This is a genomic window from Mesorhizobium sp. P2_D1, from assembly GCF_056404455.1.
On record NZ_JBFUDZ010000002.1, the window covers coordinates 287,899 to 307,756 of the forward strand.

Annotated in this window: 18 protein-coding genes; 9 read left to right on the plus strand and 9 right to left on the minus strand. The window is 63.7% G+C overall.

Features of this window, described 5'->3' with window-relative positions; translation table 11 throughout:
- The first annotated feature begins 6 nt into the window (after positions 1-6).
- From hpaD to hpaH, 3 genes are all read left to right on the plus strand, one after another.
- On the plus strand, positions 7-987 hold the full coding sequence (gene hpaD, locus AC1D0I_RS03965) for a 3,4-dihydroxyphenylacetate 2,3-dioxygenase (protein ID WP_477302805.1): 981 nt from the start codon (positions 7-9) through the stop codon (positions 985-987).
- A gap of 232 nt (positions 988-1,219) precedes the next feature.
- The gene (locus AC1D0I_RS03970; protein ID WP_477393194.1) at positions 1,220-2,092 is read left to right on the plus strand and encodes a fumarylacetoacetate hydrolase family protein; all 873 of its coding nucleotides are present in this window, start codon (positions 1,220-1,222) and stop codon (positions 2,090-2,092) included.
- Positions 2,089-2,895: a 2-oxo-hept-4-ene-1,7-dioate hydratase gene (gene hpaH / locus AC1D0I_RS03975; RefSeq protein ID WP_477393196.1), complete on the plus strand. Its 807-nt coding sequence runs from the start codon at positions 2,089-2,091 to the stop codon at positions 2,893-2,895. The genes AC1D0I_RS03970 and hpaH overlap by 4 nt, the downstream gene beginning before the upstream one ends.
- Positions 2,896-2,911: 16 nt before the next feature.
- Here the strand turns inward: hpaH and AC1D0I_RS03980 are convergent, their stop codons facing one another.
- The 6 genes from AC1D0I_RS03980 to AC1D0I_RS04005 are packed head-to-tail and all read right to left on the minus strand — an operon-like array spanning position 2,912 to position 9,374.
- Positions 2,912-3,934, minus strand: a complete 1,023-nt coding sequence (locus AC1D0I_RS03980; protein ID WP_477393198.1) for a phosphotransferase enzyme family protein — start codon at positions 3,932-3,934, stop codon at positions 2,912-2,914.
- Entirely contained in the window at positions 3,931-5,253 is a 1,323-nt protein-coding gene (locus AC1D0I_RS03985; RefSeq protein WP_477393200.1) for an aminotransferase class III-fold pyridoxal phosphate-dependent enzyme, read from the minus strand. Before AC1D0I_RS03985 ends, AC1D0I_RS03980 begins: the two co-directional genes overlap by 4 nt.
- A 29-nt stretch (positions 5,254-5,282) precedes the next feature.
- The gene (locus tag AC1D0I_RS03990) at positions 5,283-6,632 is read right to left on the minus strand and encodes an aminotransferase class III-fold pyridoxal phosphate-dependent enzyme (RefSeq protein ID WP_477393202.1); all 1,350 of its coding nucleotides are present in this window, start codon (positions 6,630-6,632) and stop codon (positions 5,283-5,285) included.
- A 20-nt stretch (positions 6,633-6,652) separates the two neighbouring features.
- Positions 6,653-7,309, minus strand: a complete 657-nt coding sequence (locus AC1D0I_RS03995) for an HAD family hydrolase (RefSeq protein ID WP_477393272.1) — start codon at positions 7,307-7,309, stop codon at positions 6,653-6,655.
- Positions 7,310-7,317: 8 nt separating this feature from the next.
- A complete protein-coding gene (locus AC1D0I_RS04000; protein ID WP_477393204.1) occupies positions 7,318-8,604 on the minus strand; it encodes a Tm-1-like ATP-binding domain-containing protein in 1,287 nt (428 codons plus the stop codon).
- Positions 8,604-9,374 carry an IclR family transcriptional regulator gene (locus tag AC1D0I_RS04005; protein ID WP_477393206.1) on the minus strand — a complete coding sequence of 257 codons (771 nt, stop codon included), beginning with the start codon at positions 9,372-9,374 and terminating at the stop codon, positions 8,604-8,606. The genes AC1D0I_RS04000 and AC1D0I_RS04005 overlap by 1 nt, the downstream gene beginning before the upstream one ends.
- Positions 9,375-9,543: 169 nt before the next feature.
- Between AC1D0I_RS04005 and AC1D0I_RS04010 the strand changes: the two genes are divergently transcribed.
- The 5 genes from AC1D0I_RS04010 to AC1D0I_RS04030 all read left to right on the plus strand — a co-directional run bounded on the left by AC1D0I_RS04010 (position 9,544) and on the right by AC1D0I_RS04030 (position 15,462).
- On the plus strand, positions 9,544-10,992 hold the full coding sequence (locus tag AC1D0I_RS04010; RefSeq protein ID WP_095083626.1) for an APC family permease: 1,449 nt from the start codon (positions 9,544-9,546) through the stop codon (positions 10,990-10,992).
- Positions 10,993-11,072: 80 nt separating this feature from the next.
- Positions 11,073-12,560 (plus strand): aldehyde dehydrogenase, encoded by a 1,488-nt coding sequence (locus AC1D0I_RS04015; protein ID WP_477393208.1) that lies wholly within the window; start codon positions 11,073-11,075, stop codon positions 12,558-12,560.
- A gap of 233 nt (positions 12,561-12,793) precedes the next feature.
- Positions 12,794-13,648 carry a MetQ/NlpA family lipoprotein gene (locus AC1D0I_RS04020; RefSeq protein WP_477393210.1) on the plus strand — a complete coding sequence of 285 codons (855 nt, stop codon included), beginning with the start codon at positions 12,794-12,796 and terminating at the stop codon, positions 13,646-13,648.
- An 88-nt stretch (positions 13,649-13,736) separates the two neighbouring features.
- Positions 13,737-14,825, plus strand: coding sequence for a methionine ABC transporter ATP-binding protein (locus tag AC1D0I_RS04025; RefSeq protein ID WP_477393212.1), 1,089 nt, complete (start codon positions 13,737-13,739; stop codon positions 14,823-14,825).
- Positions 14,806-15,462: a methionine ABC transporter permease gene (locus tag AC1D0I_RS04030; RefSeq protein ID WP_127266743.1), complete on the plus strand. Its 657-nt coding sequence runs from the start codon at positions 14,806-14,808 to the stop codon at positions 15,460-15,462. The genes AC1D0I_RS04025 and AC1D0I_RS04030 overlap by 20 nt, the downstream gene beginning before the upstream one ends.
- A 124-nt stretch (positions 15,463-15,586) precedes the next feature.
- Here AC1D0I_RS04030 and AC1D0I_RS04035 read toward each other — a convergent pair whose 3' ends face one another.
- Entirely contained in the window at positions 15,587-15,793 is a 207-nt protein-coding gene (locus AC1D0I_RS04035; protein WP_457151789.1) for a hypothetical protein, read from the minus strand.
- 117 nt (positions 15,794-15,910) lie between these two features.
- Between AC1D0I_RS04035 and AC1D0I_RS04040 the strand changes: the two genes are divergently transcribed.
- Positions 15,911-17,815, plus strand: a complete 1,905-nt coding sequence (locus tag AC1D0I_RS04040) for a BTAD domain-containing putative transcriptional regulator (RefSeq protein ID WP_477393214.1) — start codon at positions 15,911-15,913, stop codon at positions 17,813-17,815.
- A gap of 68 nt (positions 17,816-17,883) precedes the next feature.
- On the opposite strand, the gene AC1D0I_RS04045 is transcribed toward AC1D0I_RS04040, so the two are convergent.
- Together AC1D0I_RS04045 and AC1D0I_RS04050 are read right to left on the minus strand one after the other, a co-directional pair.
- A complete protein-coding gene (locus AC1D0I_RS04045) occupies positions 17,884-18,999 on the minus strand; it encodes an aminomethyl transferase family protein (RefSeq protein ID WP_477393216.1) in 1,116 nt (371 codons plus the stop codon).
- Between the two features lie 68 nt (positions 19,000-19,067).
- Positions 19,068-19,844 (minus strand): ABC transporter substrate-binding protein, encoded by a 777-nt coding sequence (locus tag AC1D0I_RS04050; protein ID WP_477393218.1) that lies wholly within the window; start codon positions 19,842-19,844, stop codon positions 19,068-19,070.
- Positions 19,845-19,858: the final 14 nt, after the last annotated feature.

A 19,858-nucleotide genomic window follows, 5' to 3' on the forward strand; every position in this document is an offset into this window, starting at 1 on the left:
AATCAAATGCCCTTGCCCAAGCCCAATCTCTACCCTGAATTCAACATCGTGCGCCTCAGCCATGTCGAACTGGCCGTCACCGACCTCGCCAGGTCCCGCGCCTTCTATGTCGACACACTCGGCCTGCAGGTCACCGACGAAACCGCCGATACCATCTATCTCAGGGCATTGGAGGAGCGCGGGCATCATTGCATCGTGCTGAAGAAGGCCACTACGGCCGAAGCGCGCGACCTCGGCTTCAAGCTGTTCTCCGAGGAGGACCTCGACAAGGCCGAGCATTTCTTTGAGGGAAGAGGCCTGCCGGTGGAATGGGTCGAGCGGCCCTACCAGTCACGCACCTTCCGCACCCGCGATCCGCACGGCATTCCGCTCGAGTTTTATGCCCAGATGGAGCGGCTGCCGCCGATCCACCAGAAATACGCGCTCTATCACGGCGTCAAGCCGCTGCGCATCGATCACTTCAACTGCTTCTCGCCCAATGTCGACGAGTCCGTCGCCTTCTACAACGAGCTCGGCTTCCGCGTCACCGAATACACAGAAGATGCGAGCAGCGGAAAGCTGTGGGCGGCGTGGACGCACCGCAAGGGCGGCGTCCACGACATCGCCTTCACAAACGGCATCGGGCCGCGCCTGCACCACGTCGCCTTCTGGGTGCCGACGCCGCTCAACATCATCGACCTGCTCGACCTGATGGCGACGACTGGCTATCTGCCGAACATTGAACGCGGCCCGGGACGGCACGGCATTTCCAACGCCTTCTTCCTCTATATCAGAGACCCCGACAACCACCGCATCGAGATCTATTGCTCGGACTATCAGACGGTCGATCCGGACCTCGAGCCGATCAAATGGGACCTCAAGGATCCGCAGCGCCAGACGCTGTGGGGCGCGCCGGCGCCGAAGAGCTGGTTCGAGGAGGGTAGCAGCTTTGCCGGGGTTGCGGCGCGCCAGTCGGATCTGACGGCTTCGCCGATTGTGGCGCCGTGAGTGTTTCGAAAATGATGTCTGCGTTCCTTCGCGCCCCCCTCTGTCCTGCCGGACATCTCCCGCACTTGGGGGGAGATCGGCTGGCAGCTCGGCCGGCGCCTTTCTTGCAGCGTCGGAAATTGGCGAAAGCGGAGGTGACATCCAATCTCTCCCCTCGTGGGGGAGATGTCGGGCAGGACAGAGGGGGGCGCCGTAAAGCTCCAAACCAGCAGAAGCCCACCGGAGTTGCGGCATGAGCAGGGCACAGCTCGCCACCTTCACCGTCGGCGGCAAGGCACGGTATGGAGCGATCACCAGCAAGGGCGTCGTCGACCTGTCGGCCCGCCACGGCCAGTGGCCGACGCTGCGCGAAGTGATCGAGGCCGGCGCCTTGCTGCGGCTGGCGGAAGAGGCCGATGCCTTGGCCGCCGATTTCCCGCTCGACGCCATCGCCTACGACATCCCTGTCCCGGTTCCGGAAAAGATCATCTGCGTCGGCGTCAACTATCCCGACCGCAACGAGGAGTACAAGGACGGGCAGGCGGCGCCAGCCAATCCGTCGCTGTTCATCCGCTTCCCCCGCTCTTTCGTCGGCCACGGCGCGCCGCTGGTGCGGCCGCCGGAATCACCGCAGCTCGACTATGAGGGCGAAATCGTCATCGTCATCGGCAAAAGTGGCCGGCGCATCGCGGAGACCGACGCGCTCGGCCACATCGCGGCACTGTCGCTGTGCAATGAGGGCACCATCCGCGACTGGGTGCGGCACGCCAAGTTCAACGTCACGCAAGGCAAGAACTTCGACCGCAGCGGCTCGATCGGTCCCTGGCTGGTGCCGTTCACGGATGAGGCGCAGATCGCCGACATCACGCTTTCCACCCGGGTCAATGGCGAACTGCGTCAGCAGGACCGCACCAGCCGGATGATCTTTCCGTTCCGCAAGATCATCGCCTATGTCTCGACCTTCACCACACTGGTGCCCGGCGATATCATCGTCACCGGCACGCCGACGGGTGCCGGCGCCCGCTTCGAACCGCCGATCTGGCTGAAGCCGGGCGATGTGATCGAGGTGGAGGCCGACGGCATCGGCGTGTTGCGCAACAGCGTCGTCGACGAGGCAGCGACATGACCCCGGAGCAAGTGGAAGACGCCGCCAACCGGCTGTTCGAAGCCGAGCGTTCGGGCCGCCAGATCCGGCTGCTCAGCCTCGATTTTCCCGAGGCGACGATGGAGGACGCCTATCGCGTTCAGGCGGCGCTGGTGACGCGCAAGATCGATGCCGGGCTGAAACCGAAGGGCTGGAAGATCGGCCTAACCTCCAAGGCGATGCAGTATGCGCTGGCCATCGACACGCCGGACTCGGGCGTGCTCTTCGACGACATGTTCTTCAACGACGGCGCGACGATTCCCGCCGGCCGCTTCATCCAGCCGCGTGTCGAGGCAGAGATCGCCTTCGTCATGAAAGCGCCGCTCAAGGGTCCCGGCGTGACCCTCTTCGACGTGCTCAACGCCACCGACTACATCACGCCGGCGCTCGAAATCCTCGACACGCGCATCGAGCGCGTCAATGCGGAGACGAAGAAGACGCGCACCTTCTTCGACACGATTTCCGACAATGCCGCCAATGCCGGCATCGTCATCGGCGGGCAGCCGCAACGACCCGATGAAGCCGACATGCGTTGGATCGGCGCCATCGTCTCGCGTAATGCCGAGGTCGAGGAGACCGGGCTTGGCGCCGGCGTGCTCAACCATCCGGCGATGGGCATTGCCTGGCTGGCGGACAGGCTCGCCCGTTACGGCATGTCGATCGCGGCCGGCGAGGTGGTTCTCTCGGGGTCCTTCGTGCGGCCGGTCGAGGCGCGGCCCGGTGACACCATCGTCGCCGATTTCGGCAGTTCAGGCACCGTCAGCATTCACTTCGCCAAGGGCTGACCGGCTCTATCCGCCCCTATTCGCCGCGCAGATAGGCGATCACCACATCGGCTGCGATGGCCGACATGCGCATGCCGACATCCCTGGTGATGTCGCCTTCGACGCGGCTCTGCACCCAGCCGAGGAAGGCGAAAGCGCGCAACGCTGAAAACAGCGGCAGTGCGGCGATGTCCTGCGCCGTCAGTCCCCGCAACTGCCGATAACCGTCGAGCAGGGCGGCCTCGATCAGCGGATAGATCGCCTCCTCGCGGTTCTGGTAGAGGGCAACGGCAAGATCGTACATGTGCCAGCCATAGCCGCAATCGTCGAAGTCGATGATGCGGATCGCGCCGTCGTGGACGAGCACGTTCTCGCGCACCAGATCGGCATGGATGATGCCGAAATTACGGGCGCTGCGTTCATGCTCCGACAGCGCCTTCACGGCCTTGTCCCGCGCCTGGAAAACCAGCTCGCGGCGAAGATCGTCGAGGAAGGGCGAGGTCTCGAAGCGGCCCCAGGTCGGGGCCGGGCCGAAGAAGCCGTCGAAATCCCAGGCATGGCGGGTAAAGCCGGCGGGTGGCGTCCAGGCGCCGGTGACGTTGTGCATATGCGCGATGGTTCGCCCGATCGCTGTGAAGATCTGCCTTGCCTGCTCGGGCGTGTAATCCAGGGGCACGCCTCGCGCCCCGACGGCGCGGCCCTCCAGCCAGCTGAGGCAATCGACCTGGCGCGGCGGCGCCGATGTGCCGGTATCGACTGGCACGAACAGGTCGCCGGTCAGCGTCGCGACCGGCGACGGCGTGGCGACGCCGGCCGACTGCAGGAAGGACATCCATTGCAGTTCCGAGCGCAGCGCGGCGTCGGAATGATAGCCAAGCCGGTGAACGCGCATGGCTGCCGGCTGGCCATCGGGCAAGCGGACCCGAAACACGGCGTTCTCACGGAATTTCAGCAGCTCGGGCTCACCGTCGCGGATGCCCCAATGCTGGAGCGCGTGCCGCGCCAGTTCGGTGACGGTGGCGGCATCTTCCGGTTCGGACGGCACGGAAACAGCGTTCACGCCGGCACTCCGCCGACTTCATCAAGCACCTCGTCGAGCGTGCCGATCAGGAAGGCGGCATCGTCGCGGGAAAACGGCATGGGCGGGCGGATCTTCAGCACATTGCCGTGGATGCCGGTCTTGCCCATCAGCACACCCCGATGGCGCATCCGGTTGGCGACTTGCTCGGCAATGTCTGATGCCGGCTCGCGCGTCTTGCGGTCGTGAACCAGCTCGGCGCCGAAAAACAGTCCGGCGCCCCTGACCTCGCCGATGCATTCGTGGCGTTCGGCCAGCGGGCGCAGAAGGCCCTGCGCATAGGCGCCGACATCGCGTGCGTTGGCGACGAGATCTTCTTGCTCCAGAACATCGAGAACGGCATTCGCCACCACACAGGATACCGGGTTGCCGCCAAAAGTGTTGAAGTAGCGGAAAGCGTCGCGGAAGGTCGCCAGGATCTCCCTGGTGGTGACCACGGCGGCGACAGGGTGGCCGTTGCCCATCGGCTTGCCCATGGTAACGATGTCGGGAACGAAGCCGGCGCGCTGATGGCCCCAGAAATGGCTGCCGGTGCGGCCGAATCCCGGCTGCACCTCGTCGGCGATGACCAGGCCGCCGGCTTCGCGCACCGCGCGCAGCGCGTCATCGAAGAATCCGGACGGCAGCGCTGGGAAGCCTTCATTGGCCAGCAGCGGACACAGGATGATGCCGGACAGGCCGATACCTTCCTGCTCGAGCGAGGCGATGGCTTCGCGCACAGCGTCGCCAAAGGCCTTGCCGTTGGCCATCGCCTCCGGATGACGATAGCTGTCGGGCGCCGGCACCAGCCTGACGTGGCGGGCGCGGCCACCGACCGGCGGCATGCGCGTGCTGAGCTGCGAAACCGCTGCCGTGTTGCCGTGATAGGTGGCGTCGGTGGCGATGATGCCCATGCGGCCCGTGGCGGCCTGCGCCATGCGCAGCGCGATGTCGTTGGCTTCGCTGCCGGTGCAGGTCAGGATGGCGGTGGACAGGCTGGCATCGAAGGTCGCGGTCAGCCGCTCGACATAGTCGAGGATGGCAGTATGCAGATAGCGCGTGTGGGTGTTGAGCAGGCTTGCCTGCCGGCACAGGGCCTCGACCACATGCGGATGGCAATGTCCGACATGCGCGACATTGTTGTAGGCATCGAGATATTTGCGGCCGTCGGCGTCATAGAGCCAGACGCCTTCACCGCGCACCAGATGCACGGGCTCGTCATAGAACAATTGCGATTTCGCGCCGAGCAGCCGGGAACGCCGGCTAACCAGCGCCTCAGCACCCTCATTTTGCTGCCCCACTTTTTCCTGCGAATAGGCCATTTGCGGACAGAACCTCCGTTGTAACCGCGTCAGACCTTCGACAGGCCTGCGTCCAGTGCTTCGCCGATCTTCACAACGTCGGCGGCGCTGATGATCAGCGGCGGCGACAGGATGATGTTGTTGCCCGAAACGCGCAACATGACGCCGGCTTCGTAGGCCGCCTCCGAAACCACGGCCATGGTCTTCTTGTCGGTCGGCTTCTTGGTGGCGCGATCCGAGACCAGTTCGAGCGCCGCCATCAGGCCCTTGTACCTGACATCGCCGACGATGGCGTGCCTGGCCTTCAGCCCTTCCAGCACGGCGGCGAGTTCGTTACCCCGCGCCGCCGCGTTCTCGTCCAGGCGGAGGCGTTTGGTTTCCGCAAGCGCCGCCAGCCCCGCCGCGCAGCCGACCGGATGGCCGGAATAGGTGTAGCCGTGGCCTATCGAGCCGAAGCTGGTTTTGTCGGCTTCAAAAACGTCTGCAACCTTTGTGCCGATGAGGGTGGCGCCGAGCGGGAAATAGCCGGAGGTGATCGCCTTGGCGATGGTTATGAAATCCGGCTTCACACCCCACAGCCTGGACCCCGACCATGCGCCCGACCGGCCAAAGCCCGTGACCACTTCGTCGGCGATCAAAAGGATCTCGTGGCGGTCGCAGATGTCGCGCACCAGCGGCATGAAGCTCTCATGTGGGACAATGACGCCGCCGGCGCCGAGAACCGGTTCCATGATGAAGGCGGCAATGGTGTCGCCGCCCTGGAAGGCGATCTCGTCCTCCAGCGCCTTGGCGCACAGTTTCGCCAACCGCGTCGGGTCCGTCTCGTCGAACGGGTTGCGGAAGGTCCACGGCGCCGGGATGTGGAAGACACCGGGCAGCAGCGGCTCGTAGTTGCGGCGGAAATTGGCGTTGCCGTTGACCGAGGCGCCGCCGAAATGGGTGCCGTGGTAGCCCTTCTTCAGCGCGAGGAATTTGGTGCGGTCGCCCTGGCCGCGAATCTTCCAGTATTGCCGGGCCAGCCGTAGCGCGGTTTCGACCGAGTCCGAGCCGCCCGAGGTGAAGAAGGTCCGCACCATGCCCTCCGGCTCGAACCATTCACTGAGCTCGTAGGCGAGCTCAATCGACGGTCCGGTCGAGGTGCCGCGGAAGCCGGAATAGTAGGGAAGCGCAGTGAGCTGGTCCGCGATTGCCTTTTTGATCGGGTCGCAGCTGTAGCCGAGATTGACGTTCCACAGGCCGCCGACGGCGTCGAGCACGCTTCTGCCATCGATGTCGGTGACGGTGACCCCCTCGCCCGTCATGATGATCTTCGGCGGATTGGCCCGCATCTCGGCCGGATGCGCCATGGGATGCCAGATCGGCTTGGCGTTTGTCTCGGTGAGGAAATTGATGTCGCGCATGGCAGGCTCCGCAAATGGTCTCAGACGGCTGGGACGAGGTCAAAATGGCCGAGGGCTTCGGCATAGGAAAGTGCTGGCCGCGCAACGTCGAAATGAACGGTGCGCATGCCGGCAGCGCGACCGCCATCGACATTGCGCTGCTGGTCATCGACGAAGACGCAGGCCTCGGCAGGCAGGCCGAGCGCCTCGGTGACGAAGGCATAGGCGCGGGGGTCGGGCTTGAGGATACCGGTATAGGTGGCGTCGATTATTGTGTCGAACAGGCCGAGCAGCGGCAGCCGCCGGCGAAAGTCGGCGCCGTAGAAGAGGTCGAGCTCGTTAGACAGGATGGCCAGGCGAAAGCCCGCCGCATGGACGGCGCGGATGGCGCTGTCGGCCTCCGGCCGCACCACCTTTTGCGGCTCCGCCCCGCGCGCACGCTGGACGAAGGTCTCCATCACCTGCCAGTCCTCGCCGATGAGCCGGCCGACTTCGCTTGTGCGCGTGCGCCAGTAGTCGCGTTCGCTGATCTCGTCGGCCTGCATCGCGCGCCAGAGCGGATCGCTGTCCGGATCGAACGGCCCGCGCCATTGCAGCGTGCCTGGCTTTAGCCCGAGCGCCTGTTCGGTCAAGGAATGGGTCTCGAACAGCGTCCGGGTGACGACACCGCCGAAATCCAGGACCAGCGCCTGAGCCAAAGGAACGCTCAAGCGGCTTCTCCCTTGGCTGGCGCACCGCGCGGAACAATGCCTTCCTCGACCCATCGGTCGAAGATCTCGAGCGCCTTGCCGACGAAGTCGTCACTGTTGATGTGGGCGTCGATCTCGTGGAACTCCACGGCAACAGGCATGGCCTTGCGTATTTCGTCGGCGAAGGCGGCGAGAGCCTCCGGTTCGTAGAGCGGCTCGCCCGGCATGTCCCATTCCTGGATGCCGCCGGAGGGCAGGATGAAGGCGGCGCGCCCTTTCGACGCGCCGAGCTTGGCGGCGATGGTTCTGGCGACCTGGCGGCGATCGTCGGCATCGACGGTGACCGAACCGATCAGCCTGTTATGAGCGTGGAACGGGCGCTGCGCAAATTTAGCCGGCAAATCCTGCCAGGTCGGCAGATCGACCATGTCGACGGCTCCGGGCGCCGCGATCTGCGGGATGCCGCGGGCGCCGGCGTTCTCCAGCCGGTCGATGCCGGAACTGACGACGGAGCCGGCGAGATGGTTGGTGATTTCCTGCAGGCTGAAGTCGAACACCGCGCAGAAATGGCCTTGCCCGGCAATCGATTCGAAGGCGCGGCCGCCCATTCCGGTGGTGTGGAATACGGCTACATCATAGCCACGCTGCTCCAGCGCAGGCTTCAGCGTCTTCATGTAGCGCAGGCAGCTGCTGCCGAGCGAGGTCATGCCGATGGTCGGACCGGTGGCGGGAGCCGTGGCGCGCGACGCCAGTATGATCTTGGCCGCGCCGACAACGGCGCCGCAGGCCTGCGAGAGAACCGCCTTGCAGATGCTGTTAAGGCCATAAAGCCCACCCGCCCAGAGGATCATCATCAGGTCGGGCGCGACTCGTTCGGGCGGGATGAGGTGCGAATAGGCGATGGTCGAGACGACGAATTTCGGCACGCCGAGCGGCAGGCAAAGCGCCACGTCGAGCGCCAGGTCGGTTCCCATCGAGCCGCCGATGGCGATGAAGCCGTCGATCTCGCCGGATTGATAAAGCTTGCGCGCCAGTTGCACGGCGCCGCCGGCCATCAGCGTCATGGCGGTGTTTTCGTCACCGCTCGAAACGATCTCGGCGATCGTCACATCCACGGCGCGGGCAACGGCATGCTTGTCGTGATCCGGGCTGTAAGGCGGGTCGCCCAGCACGCTGACATCCATCATCACGGCGCGGCCACCGGACGCCTCGATGCACTGCTTCATGAAGCGCAGCTCGTCGGCCTTGGTGTCACCGGTGCCGATGACCAGGATTCGGGGCACTGTTGCCGTCTCCACGGACATCACGCCTGTCTCCTCAGCGTTTGCAGGTTTTCGCCATTGAGGCGCATCGAAATCTCCCGTGCCGCGGCCATCACCGCAAGTCCCCGTTCCGCGATCGCCGCCGGCGTCGTCCTGGCATTCGGCGCGGCCACCGCGATGGTGCCGAGCGCAAAGCCGTCCGCCGCGCGGATTGCCGCCGCGACGCTGATCACCCCTTCCTCGAAACCCTGGTCGCAGATCGAATAGCCGCGATCGCGCGTCTCGGCGATGGATGTGGAGATGGCGGCCGGCTCGATCAGCGTATGCGTTGTGAAGGCCTTGAGGGAGCCCGTCAGGCATGCCTTGACGGTCTCGTCGCGGGCGAAGGCCAGATAGGCGATGCCGGAGGCGGTGGAGTGCAGCGGGAGAAGCTGGCCGATATCGATATTGACCCGGTTTGCCCAGGCCGGATGCTCGACATGGACGGTGACCAGCGCATCGACGCCGAATTCCGACAGATGCACGGTCTCGGCTGTGGACACCGCGAGGTCCCGCACCAGGGGAACCGCTGTCTGCAGGAAGGGAAAGCGCGCCTCGCGGATGCGGGCCAGACGCGACAGGCCGGCGCCGAGGCGATAGTGCCGCGTGGCGGCATCCTGTTCGACGAAGCCATGGCCGGTCAACGCCACCAGCAGCCGTCGCGTCGTCGCCTTGTCGAAGCCCGACCGGCGCGCCAGATCCGACAGCCCGAGTTCGGGCTCGTCGACGGTGAACAGCTCCAGAAGTGAGATCGCCTTGCCGACCGTACTCAACTCCGCCTCCATCGACTAATCATTTAACGTGTGAATTAACTTGACAGGCATCGGCTTTGTTTGCAAGTCTATATTCAAAATAAGGGTTCAAATAATGAACCGACATCCAGAGCACATGGGACAGGCCGATTGGCTAGCGGACCCAAGGGTTCGCACACAGGAGGGACCAATGTCAGCAGTTACGGAGCAGGCGCCGGCCAACAGGCTGCGCAAGAACAGTCTTGGCGTCGGCGCCATCACCTTCATGGTGATTTCGGCGGCGGCACCCCTTACGGCGGTAGCCGGCGGCACACCGCTCGGCATGTTGATGGGCAACGGCGCCGGCTTTGCCGGCACTTATCTCATCGTGACCATCCTGCTGCTGTTGTTCGCGGTCGGCTATGTGACGATGTCGCGTCACGTCGGCAATGCCGGCGCCTTCTACGCCTATGCGGCGCGTGGGCTCGGCGGCCTGGCCGGCGGCGCCACGGCGCTGATCGCCATCCTGTCCTACAATGCCATGCAGATCGGCGTCATGGGCCTGCTCGGCGCGGCGACGGCCGGATTGTTTGCCGGCTGGGGCATCAATTTGCCCTGGTGGGTATGGAGTTTCATCGCCATCGCGCTGGTCGCCGTGCTCGGCTATCGCCAAGTCGATCTGTCGGCCAAGATCCTGACGGTGCTGGTCCTGTGCGAATATCTGGTGGTGCTGGTCCTCGACATCGCCATCCTCAAGACCGGCGGCGACAGCGGGCTGTCGGCGGCGCCGTTCAGCTGGAGCCAGATCACATCAGGTGCACCAGCCATCGCCATCCTGTTCTGCTTTGCCGCCTTCATCGGTTTCGAGGCGACGACCATCTATGCCGAGGAAGCCCGCGACCCCGAGGTGACGGTTCCGCGCGCCACCTATTTCTCCGTGCTGCTGATCGGCGTCTTCTACATGGTCACGGCATGGCTGATGGCGGTCGGCGCCGGTGTCGACAAGCTGCTGCCGGCGCTGCAGGGGCTGCAGGACCCGACGACCTTCCTGTTCGGCCTGTCCGACCGTTACGCCGGAACGATGCTGTCGCATGCGATGAGCATCCTGTTCGTGTCGAGCTTGTTTGCCGGCGTGCTGGCGTTCCACAATGCGGTTGCCCGCTACATCTACGTCTCTGGCCGCGAAAAGCTTCTGCCGCAAACGATCGGGGTGACCCATTCGGTGCACCAGAGCCCGCATGTCGCGTCGGTCATCCAGAGCGTGCTGGCGGCAATCGTCGTCGGGCTGTTCGCCGTGCTCGGCCTCGATCCGGTGCTGGCGCTGTTTTCGTGGCTGACCAATGTCGCAACGCTCGGCGTCATCGTCATGATGGCGGTGGCGTCGCTCGCCGTGGTGATGTTCTTCCGCGCCAATCCGGCCGCCCGGGAGAATGCGCTGAAGACCACCATCCTGCCCGGACTGACCTTCATCGCCTTCGTCGTCATCATCTACCTGATCGTCATCAATTTCGGCAGCCTGTCAGGCGCCGGCGGCTTCCTTGGCGTGTTCCTGCCGGGGTTGGTGCTGATTGCTGCAATTGTCGGCCTGCTGCTGGCAAGCGCGCTGAAGAGCCGCGATCCGGTCGCCTTCGAAAATCTTGGCCAGCCGTTGAAGGATTGAGCGGAGCGCAGGATCGAAGGAAGCAAGGGGCGGCACGCCAAGCCGCCCCTCGTACTGCTAACTTCAGAAGTGAGAACACAATGATCAGCCAGGATGCCATCGACGCGCTGCGCAAGACGGAGATCGGGGCGCGACGCCTGTTCATCGATGGCGCACAGATCGATGGCATGAGCGGCGCGAGTCTGCCGGTGACGTCGCCGATCGACGGCCGGCCCTTCGCCCGCATAGCCGACGGCAATGCCGCCGACATCGACCGTGCCGTCAAGTCGGCGCGCAAGGCCTTCGAGAAAGGTTCGTGGTCGCGCTCGGCACCCGCCTTCCGCAAGAAGGTGCTGACAAGACTCGCCGAGCTGGTCGAAAAGCATGCCGACGAACTGGCCGTGCTTGGCGTCCGCGACAATGGCACAGAAATCGGCATGGCCTACAAGGCCGAACCGCTGTCGGCGGCAGGCACCATCCGCTACTATGCCGAGGCGATCGACAAGATCTATGGCGAGATCGCGCCGACGGCCGAGAACGTGCTTGGGCTGATCCACAAGGAGCCGCTCGGCGTCGTCGGCGTCATCGTGCCGTGGAATTTTCCGCTGATGATCGGCGCCTGGAAGATCGCGCCCGCGCTCGCCGCCGGCAATTGCGTGGTGGTCAAGCCGCCGGAGATCGCTTCGCTGACGCTGCTGCGGCTGGCCGAATTGGCAAGCGAGGCCGGACTTCCGGCCGGTGTGCTGAACGTCGTCACCGGGCGCGGCGCGGTCACCGGTGAAGCGCTCGGCCTGCATATGGATGTCGACGCCATCGCCTTCACCGGGTCGGGGCCTGTCGGCCGGCGGCTGCTCGAATATTCCGCGCGTTCCAATTTGAAGCGGGTCTTCCTCGAACTCGGCGGCAAGTCGCCCAACATCGTCTTTGCCGATGCTCCGGACCTGAAGCAGGCAGCCGTCGTCTCGGCCAATGGCATCTTCCGCAATTCCGGCCAGGTCTGTGTCGCCGGCTCGCGCCTGCTCGTCCAGGCATCGGTCTATGACCGTTTCATGGACGAGCTGCTCTCGGCGACCACGCGGCTGAAGGTCGGCGATCCGCTCGATCTCTCAAGCGACGTCGGCGCGGTGTCGAGCTCCGAACAACTGGCCAAGAATCTCGGCTTCGTCGAGCGGGCGCAAGCCGAAGGCGCCCGGCTGGTCACCGGCGGTGAACGAATTCTCGCCGAGACTGGCGGCAGCTACATGGCGCCGACGATCTTCGAAAACGTGACGCAGGAGATGCAGCTGGCCCGCGAGGAGGTATTCGGGCCCGTGCTCGGCGTCATGCGCTTCGAGACCGAAGAGGAGGCTGTGCGGCTTGCCAATTCGACCGTCTATGGGCTGGCCTCGGCGGTGTGGACAGCCAACCTTTCCACCGCGCATCGCATGGTGCGCGCCATCAATGCCGGCGTCGTCCACGTCAACACCTATGGCGGCGCCGACATCACCGTGCCGCTCGGCGGCGTCAAGCAGTCCGGCTTCGGCCGCGACAAGTCGCTGCACGCGCTGGACAAATATCTTGATCTGAAGACCGCCTGGATCGCTCTCTGAGACCGGCACCGGGTTGTCTTGGAACCTGGCTTCCGTCGGATCGGCGCAGTCCCGCCGCGGTCGGTCAGGCGGCGTCTTGTGCTCACTCTCCTGAAATTTTTGAGAGAATATTCCCGGCTGTGACGAGAACGGCGAAACGCGTTCTTTGATAAAATCGATAGAATTTCTGATGATGTGATCAAGGCTCGGCAATCCGCCCGGCTGCCATGACTTCACAACCGCAGAGATCAATCATGACTGACTTCAAAAACACTTTGCCATCTTCCCTTTGGTCAACCCTCAACCGGCGCACTGGCCTTGCTCTGCTGTTCGCATCGGCTGTCGCCATCGGCAGCCTGATGGCGCCTCATGCGTCGCTCGCCGACGACAAGAAGGCGATCAAGGTCGGCATCATCAGCGGTGAGGACGAGGATGTCTGGCGCGTCGTTGTTGCGCAGGCGGCCGAAAAGGGCCTCACCATCGAGACCGTGGTGTTCAACGACTATACCCAGCCCAACGAAGCGCTCGAGCGCGGCGAGATCGACGCCAACGCCTTCCAGCACCAGCCCTATCTCGACAACCAGATCAAGACACAAGGGTACCATATCGTCCGCGTCGGCTATACCGGCGTCTGGCCGATCGGCCTCTACTCGAAGAAGTACACCAAGGTCGCCGACCTGCCCGAAGGCGCGGTCATCGGCGTGCCGAACGATCCGTCCAACGAAGGCCGGGCGCTGCGCGTGCTGCAGAACGAGGGGGTGATCAAGCTGAAGGACGGCACCGGCATTCTGGCCACCACCGCCGACATCGCTGAGAACGCCAAGAAGGTGGTGATCAAAGAGCTCGACGCCGGCATCGTCGGCCGCTCGGTCGAGGATCTCGACGCCGGCGTGGTCAACACCGACTGGGCGCTGAAAAGCGGCTTGACGCCGGAAAATCGTATCGCGCAGGAGCCCATCGCCGACAATCCCTATCGCAACTTCATCGCGGTGAAGGTCGGCAATGAGAACGAGGCCTGGGTGAAGACGCTTGTGGCGTCCTATCAGAACGAGGCGGTGAAGGCCGAGTTCGACAAGGTCTACAAAGGCACCGGCCTCAGCGCCTACTAGGCATATGCGGGCACTGACGTGCCTGCTTTTACGGGGAAAGCGGTCCGCGCAACGCGCGGGCCGCAATTGTATTTCTAGGGATCCGCGCATGAACCAGCATTTTACCGCAACCGCCGAGACCACGGACCAGCCGGGCGCAACACCGCAGGACGTGGTGCGCCTTGTCGACCTGAAGCGCCGTTTTGGCGCGACAGCGGCACTCGATGGCATCTCGCTGACGGTGCGCAAGGGCGAGATCCTCGGTATCATCGGCCGCAGCGGCGCCGGCAAATCGACGCTGATCCGCTGCCTGAACGGCCTGGAGCGGCCCGATTCCGGCGAGGTCTTCATCGAAGGCCGCGAGATTAGCCGGCTCGGCGAGCGCGATCTGCAGCCGCTGCGGCGGCGTATCGGCATGATCTTCCAGCATTTCAACCTTTTGTCGGCCAAGACGGTCGAGGACAATGTGGCGCTGCCGCTGAAGATAGAGGGCCGGCCGAAGGCCGAGCGGCTGCAGCGCGCCGCCGAACTGCTTGACCTTGTCGGCCTGTCGGAGAAGGCCAAGGCCTATCCGGCGTCGCTATCGGGCGGCCAGAAGCAGCGCGTCGGCATCGCCCGGGCGCTTGCGGCGCGGCCGGCGCTGCTGCTGTCGGACGAAGCCACTTCGGCGCTCGACCCGGAGACGACACGCTCCATCCTCGCCCTGCTGAAAGACATCAACCGGCAGCTTGGACTGACCATCCTGCTGATCACCCACGAGATGGAGGTGATCCGCTCGATCGCCGACCGGGTGGCAGTGATCGATGCCGGCCGCATCGTCGAGGAAGGGCCGGTGTGGTCGGTATTTGCCGAGCCGCGCTCCGAGATCACACGCAGCCTGCTCGGCGCCATCCGGCCGCAGCTGCCCGCCGAACTGGCCGCCCGGCTGCTGCCGTCGGCCGGCACGGAGACGGTCCTGCGCGTGGACGTGGCCGGCGAGGCGGCTCGCGGCCCATTGCTGTCCGATCTCGCCACTGCTGTTCCAGGCCCCTTCGGCCTCATCCATGGCGGCATCGACCACATCCAGCAGCAGCCCGTCGGGACGCTGTTCGTTTCTGTCCCTGGCAGCGATGCAAGCCATCTCGCCGCCGTCATCAAATTCCTGAAGGCCCGCCAGGCGCGGGTGGAGGTGCTTGGCCATGTCACCAATCCTGTTTGAGCTTCTGCTTCGTTCGATCTGGGAAACCGTGCTGATGACGGCCGCGTCCGGCCTGATCTCGCTGGTCTTCGGCCTGCCGCTGGGGCTGGCGCTGATCGCCACCGAACGCGGCGGCATCGCCGAAAGCCTATGGGTGAACCGCGCGCTCGGCGCCGTCATCAACGGCTTCCGTTCGGTGCCCTTCATCATCCTTCTGGTGGCGCTGATCCCGGTGACGCGGCTGATCGTCGGCACCTCGATCGGCACGTGGGCGGCCATCGTGCCGCTGTCGATCGCCGCCACGCCCTACTATGCGCGCATCGCCGAAGTGTCGCTGCGCGAAGTCGACCGCGGGCTAATCGAGGCGGCGCGCGCCATGGGCGGCAATCGTTGGACGATCATCCGCGAGGTGCTGGTGCCCGAAGCCCTGCCCGGCATCGTCGCCGGTTTCACGGTGACGCTGGTGACGCTGATCGGCGCCTCGGCGATGGCCGGCGCCATCGGCGCCGGTGGGCTCGGCGATCTCGCCATCCGCTACGGCTACCAGCGTTTCGAGACTAGCGTCATGATCGCCGTGGTGATCGTGCTCATCATCCTGGTCTGCGGCATCCAGTGGGCCGGCGACCGGCTGGTGGCGAGGCTGGATCGGCGGGGGTGAGGACGGGGCCGACGATCTGGGTGACGTTGTCTTCCATACGAACCTATAGCGATGCTTCTGAACCACAAGGTCCGACGATCATGGCTTGGATGAGGTCTGCGTCGCGGCGTTGGGACGAAGAAGTTCAGTAGTTGCCGACGTCGTCGTCAGGTCGACGTCCGGGACTATTCGCACCAAGGCCAGTAGCCGCCCCGTAGGCCTTCCAGGTCGCAGAGGCATATGCCGCTGCTATGCTGTACAAAAATCGGCCAAGGTGGACCTTGCGCCACTTCGGCAGTTCGTTCGTGAGCGTTTCACCTGCCTTTCCCAAAACCTCGGTGACGATGGACATTGGAGTTTCCTCTCGGATGTTGTTAGCTGCGAGAGGCAACATCGAATGCGGGGCGTGAGATGCCTGTGAAAAGCTCGTGAATATCGCGGAAAAAGCAGAAGTTCAGAGTATATCGCGATGAGCCCGGCGCGGCTCGATCTCCTGGGTGGTTTTCACCTGACGTCGCCGCAGGGGAAACCCTTGGAGGTGGCTGCCAAGAAGAATAGAGCACTTCTGGGTATTCTCGCTGTAGCACCGAACCAGGAGGCGACGCGTCACAAGCTGGCTGCTCTTCTTTGGAGCGATCGAGGCGAGGAGCAGGCAAGGGACAGTCTGCGGCAGGCCCTGGCCGCTATCCGCAAGGACTTTGCCGAGTTGGGAGCGGATGCCTTGGCCCTGGTCGGGGATCGTGTCGCGCTCAATCCGAAGTTCTTCACCATCGACGCGACTGAATTCGTCGCTGCATCCGCGAGCCGTGATGCGGCCGAGCTTCGGCGGGCTGCCACCCTCTATGCCGGCCCTTTTCTTGATGGCTTGAGCACGTTTGACAACGCTTTCGAGGATTGGCTTCGCGAAGTCCGTGCCGACCTGTCCTTGCGGGCAATCGATGTGTTCCAGCTTCTGGCAGAATCGGAGAGCGGCATCGAGCGCGTTGCAATTTGCGAACGGCTGGTTGCTCTTGATCCGCTGCGGGAGCCGTCACATGTCGCGTTGATGCGGGCGCATATAGCCCTGGGTCAGGCCGCGCTCGCCATCAAGCATTATGAGGCGTGCAAGCTGTTGCTGAAGCGCGAGCTGAACCTGGAGCCAGGTGACGAGCTTCGGCTATTGCGCAAGAGCATGGACGAGACGTCCAAACCGCAAACCGGTGGCGCATCAAGCCGCGGACCAGTGGTTGCAGTTCTTGCATTCGAGAATATGAGCAGCGACGCCAGCCAGGAATATTTCAGCGACGGCGTCACCGAGGACATCATCACCGAACTGGGACGATTCGGCGAACTTCATCTCATAGCGCGCAATTCCTCCTTTGTGTTCAAGGGAAAGATTGTCGACGCCGTCACCATCGCGAAGCAGTTGTCCGTCGACTACCTGCTTCGGGGCAGCATTCGCCGTGCCGGCGACAGGGTCAGGATCTCATCGCAACTCATAGAGGCCAAATCCGGCAATCAAATCTGGGCCGATCGATTCGATCGGGAGCTGACAGATATTTTTGAGCTCCAGGAGGAGATCGCCAGAAGTGTCGCTATCACCGTCGTCGGCACAATCCGAACTTCGGGTGTGGAGAAGATACGGCGCCTTCCGATCACCCAGCTCGATGCCTACGATCTGTATCTTCAGGCTCGCGTTCGGATGGTTCGCTATGACACTACTCTGGAAGCAGAGCCCTATCTTGCCAGGGCGATTGAGCTCGACCCGAATGTCGCTACCATCCATGCAATGATGGCGACCGTACTCACAAGCAAATGGCTGCTTGAGGGGGACGGGAACACGCTCACGATCGCTCTTGCCCACGGTCGCCGTGCTCTAAAACTTGAACCGAAACAGGCATGGAGCCATACAGCGGTGGGTCACACGCTCATCTTCATGGGACAGTTAGAGGAGGCGTTGCTGCATCTCGAGCAGGGTGTGAACCTTAATCCGAACGAAACCCGGGCGAGAGCAATACGGGGCTTGTGCTGGAGCTATCTCGGTCGGCATGAGGAAGCTTTGTCCGATCTGGACGTCTGTATCGCCCGTGATCCCCTGAATTACGATTGGTTCTGGGATCTACGCGGACAGGTTCTCCTGGTTCTCGGACGGTATCCTGAGGCGATAGCCTCCTACCGGAATCTCAATTCCTATGCATTTTGGGCCTATGCGTTTCTGGCGGTCTGTCATTTGAGAATGGGTGACGAGCATCTCGCCGCTCACGCAGCCAGGCAGTGTCTGGCGGCAAGGCCCGGTGCGACCGTGAGCACCATCTTGATCGATCCGTATCGTAACCCAAAAATCCTGGAGGACCTTCGGAGAGACCTGCTTGCTGTCGGCATACCCGACGGATGAATGTCGGCCTTCCGCCATACCCTTAACCCAAAAGGAAAGCCCAAGAGCGATTTCCGGAACAAGCCGCGCTAGCCCCTCAGCCTGACCCCCTCGGGGTCGAAGAACGGTATCGGCGCCACGACCGCGCGGGTCGGCTTGCCGTCGATGTCGATGCTGAGTTCCGTGCCGACAGCCGTGAACGGCAGCCGCAGATGCGCGGTCGCCAGCACCTTGCCGAGGGAATAGCCGTGGTCGCTGTAGGTGACGATGCCGGCGCCCTCGCCACCGGCCAGAACCCTGGCGTCGGTCGCGGCCGGCCTGTCACCGTCGAGGATCAGCCCGACCCACTGCTCGTCCAGGCCCTTGTCGCGGACCTTGAGCAAGGCTTCGCGGCCGACGAAATCGCCCTTGTCGAACTTGATCCAGCGGTCGAGGCCGACATGGAACGGCGTGCGGGTCTCGTCCATGTCGATGCCATGCGCCGGATAGGCTTTTTCCAGTCCGAGCGTGAACATCGCCAGCACGCCATAGGGTTTCAGGCCAAAGTCACGGCCGGCGGTCATCAGCGCGTTCCAGACCGAAGCCGCCTCGTCGGCCGGCACGAACAGTTCGAAGCCTAGCTCGCCGGTCACGCCCGTGCGCGAGATCAGCACCTTCGTCTCATCGATGCGTCCCGAGGTGAACGACCAGCGCTTGAGCCCGTCCAGATCGGCATCCGCGATCAACGCCTTCAGCAGTTCGCGCGAGCGCGGCCCCTGGATGGTCGGGAAGGCGATGGCCGCGGTGATGTCGGTGACATAGGCCTTGCGCCCCTGCGCATGATGCAAAAGCCACGGCAGCATCTTGAGACGATTGACCGAGCCGGTCACCAGCATGAAATGTTCGGGCGCCAGACGGAACACGGTGAGGTCGTCCATGATGCCGCCATCCTCGCGGCAGACGGTGGAATAACGGACCTGGCCGGGCTTCATCGCCGCCGCATCGTTGACGATGACATGATTGACCAGCGCCTCGGCGTCTGGCCCCTTGATGTCCATCTTGCCCATGGTGCTGAGATCCTGCACGCCGACATTCCTGCGCGTGTTCAGGTGCTCGTCGGCAATGCCGGAATAAGTCTTGGCCGAGATGAAATCGCCACCGACCCGACCCATGGTCGCGCCTAGTCCGACGATGCTGCTGTAGAAGGGGGAGCGCCGTTCAGCCAAGAAAGTCTCCATTATTCATAGAAATCGGCAGCGCCGGACAGCGCTGCCGAAGGGAATTTCTGCCGGGATCAGCTGCCGTAAACGTCGAAGGAAAAGTATTTATCGTTGATTTCCTTGTATTTTCCGTTGGCACGCAGTGCGTCTATTGCCGCATTGAACTTGTCGGCCAGCTCCTTGTCGCCTTTCTGCAGCGCGATGCCGACGCCGGGGCCGTGAATGGCCGGGTCGGCCGTCAAGGTGCCAAGCAGCTTGCAGCAGGCGCCGTCTGGTTTCTTCAGCCACTCGGTCAGAATGATCGAGCCGTCCATCATCGCGTCGAGGCGTCCGTTGGCCATGTCGGTGCGGGCGTCATCGCCGGTCGGATAGGCCTTGACGGTCGAGCCTGAGTATTTCTGCTCGGCGAATTTCTGGTGGATGGTCGCGGTCTGCACGCCGAGCGCCTTGCCTTTTAGGTCCTCCGGCGATGTGCCTGATATGGTCGAATCCTTCCGCACCGCGATGGCCGGCGGCGTCTGGTAGTATTTGTGGGTGAACTCGACCTTCTCGGCCCGCTCCGGTGTGATGGTGATGTTGATGATCGCATCGAACTTGCCGGCCTGCAGCGCTGGGATAGAACCGTCGAAATCCTGCACGGTGAACTCGCACTCGGCCTTCATCTCAGCGCACAGCGCCTTGCCGAGGTCGATGTCGAAGCCGCCCAGCGTGCCGTCGGCATTGGCGTAGTTGAAGGGCGGATAGGCGCCCTCGGTGCCGATCCTGAGCTTCTTGTCCTGGGCGGATGCGGCACCCGTGGCGAGAACCAGGGCGACCGAGGCGGCAAGCACGAAACGACCGAAAAGACGCATGTCCGAGATCTCCG

Excerpts from the sequence above, each read along its gene's own strand:
- hpaD (WP_477302805.1), top strand. The coding sequence starts at position 7 with ATGCCCTTGCCCAAGCCCAATCTCTACCCTGAATTCAACATCGTGCGC.
- AC1D0I_RS03970 (WP_477393194.1), top strand. The coding sequence starts at position 1,220 with ATGAGCAGGGCACAGCTCGCCACCTTCACCGTCGGCGGCAAGGCACGG.
- hpaH (WP_477393196.1), top strand. The coding sequence starts at position 2,089 with ATGACCCCGGAGCAAGTGGAAGACGCCGCCAACCGGCTGTTCGAAGCC.
- AC1D0I_RS03985 (WP_477393200.1), bottom strand. The coding sequence starts at position 5,253 with ATGGCCTATTCGCAGGAAAAAGTGGGGCAGCAAAATGAGGGTGCTGAG.
- AC1D0I_RS03990 (WP_477393202.1), bottom strand. The coding sequence starts at position 6,632 with ATGCGCGACATCAATTTCCTCACCGAGACAAACGCCAAGCCGATCTGG.
- AC1D0I_RS04000 (WP_477393204.1), bottom strand. The coding sequence starts at position 8,604 with ATGTCCGTGGAGACGGCAACAGTGCCCCGAATCCTGGTCATCGGCACC.
- AC1D0I_RS04010 (WP_095083626.1), top strand. The coding sequence starts at position 9,544 with ATGTCAGCAGTTACGGAGCAGGCGCCGGCCAACAGGCTGCGCAAGAAC.
- AC1D0I_RS04015 (WP_477393208.1), top strand. The coding sequence starts at position 11,073 with ATGATCAGCCAGGATGCCATCGACGCGCTGCGCAAGACGGAGATCGGG.
- AC1D0I_RS04020 (WP_477393210.1), top strand. The coding sequence starts at position 12,794 with ATGACTGACTTCAAAAACACTTTGCCATCTTCCCTTTGGTCAACCCTC.
- AC1D0I_RS04025 (WP_477393212.1), top strand. The coding sequence starts at position 13,737 with ATGAACCAGCATTTTACCGCAACCGCCGAGACCACGGACCAGCCGGGC.
- AC1D0I_RS04030 (WP_127266743.1), top strand. The coding sequence starts at position 14,806 with ATGTCACCAATCCTGTTTGAGCTTCTGCTTCGTTCGATCTGGGAAACC.
- AC1D0I_RS04035 (WP_457151789.1), bottom strand. The coding sequence starts at position 15,793 with ATGTCCATCGTCACCGAGGTTTTGGGAAAGGCAGGTGAAACGCTCACG.
- AC1D0I_RS04040 (WP_477393214.1), top strand. The coding sequence starts at position 15,911 with ATGAGCCCGGCGCGGCTCGATCTCCTGGGTGGTTTTCACCTGACGTCG.
- AC1D0I_RS04050 (WP_477393218.1), bottom strand. The coding sequence starts at position 19,844 with ATGCGTCTTTTCGGTCGTTTCGTGCTTGCCGCCTCGGTCGCCCTGGTT.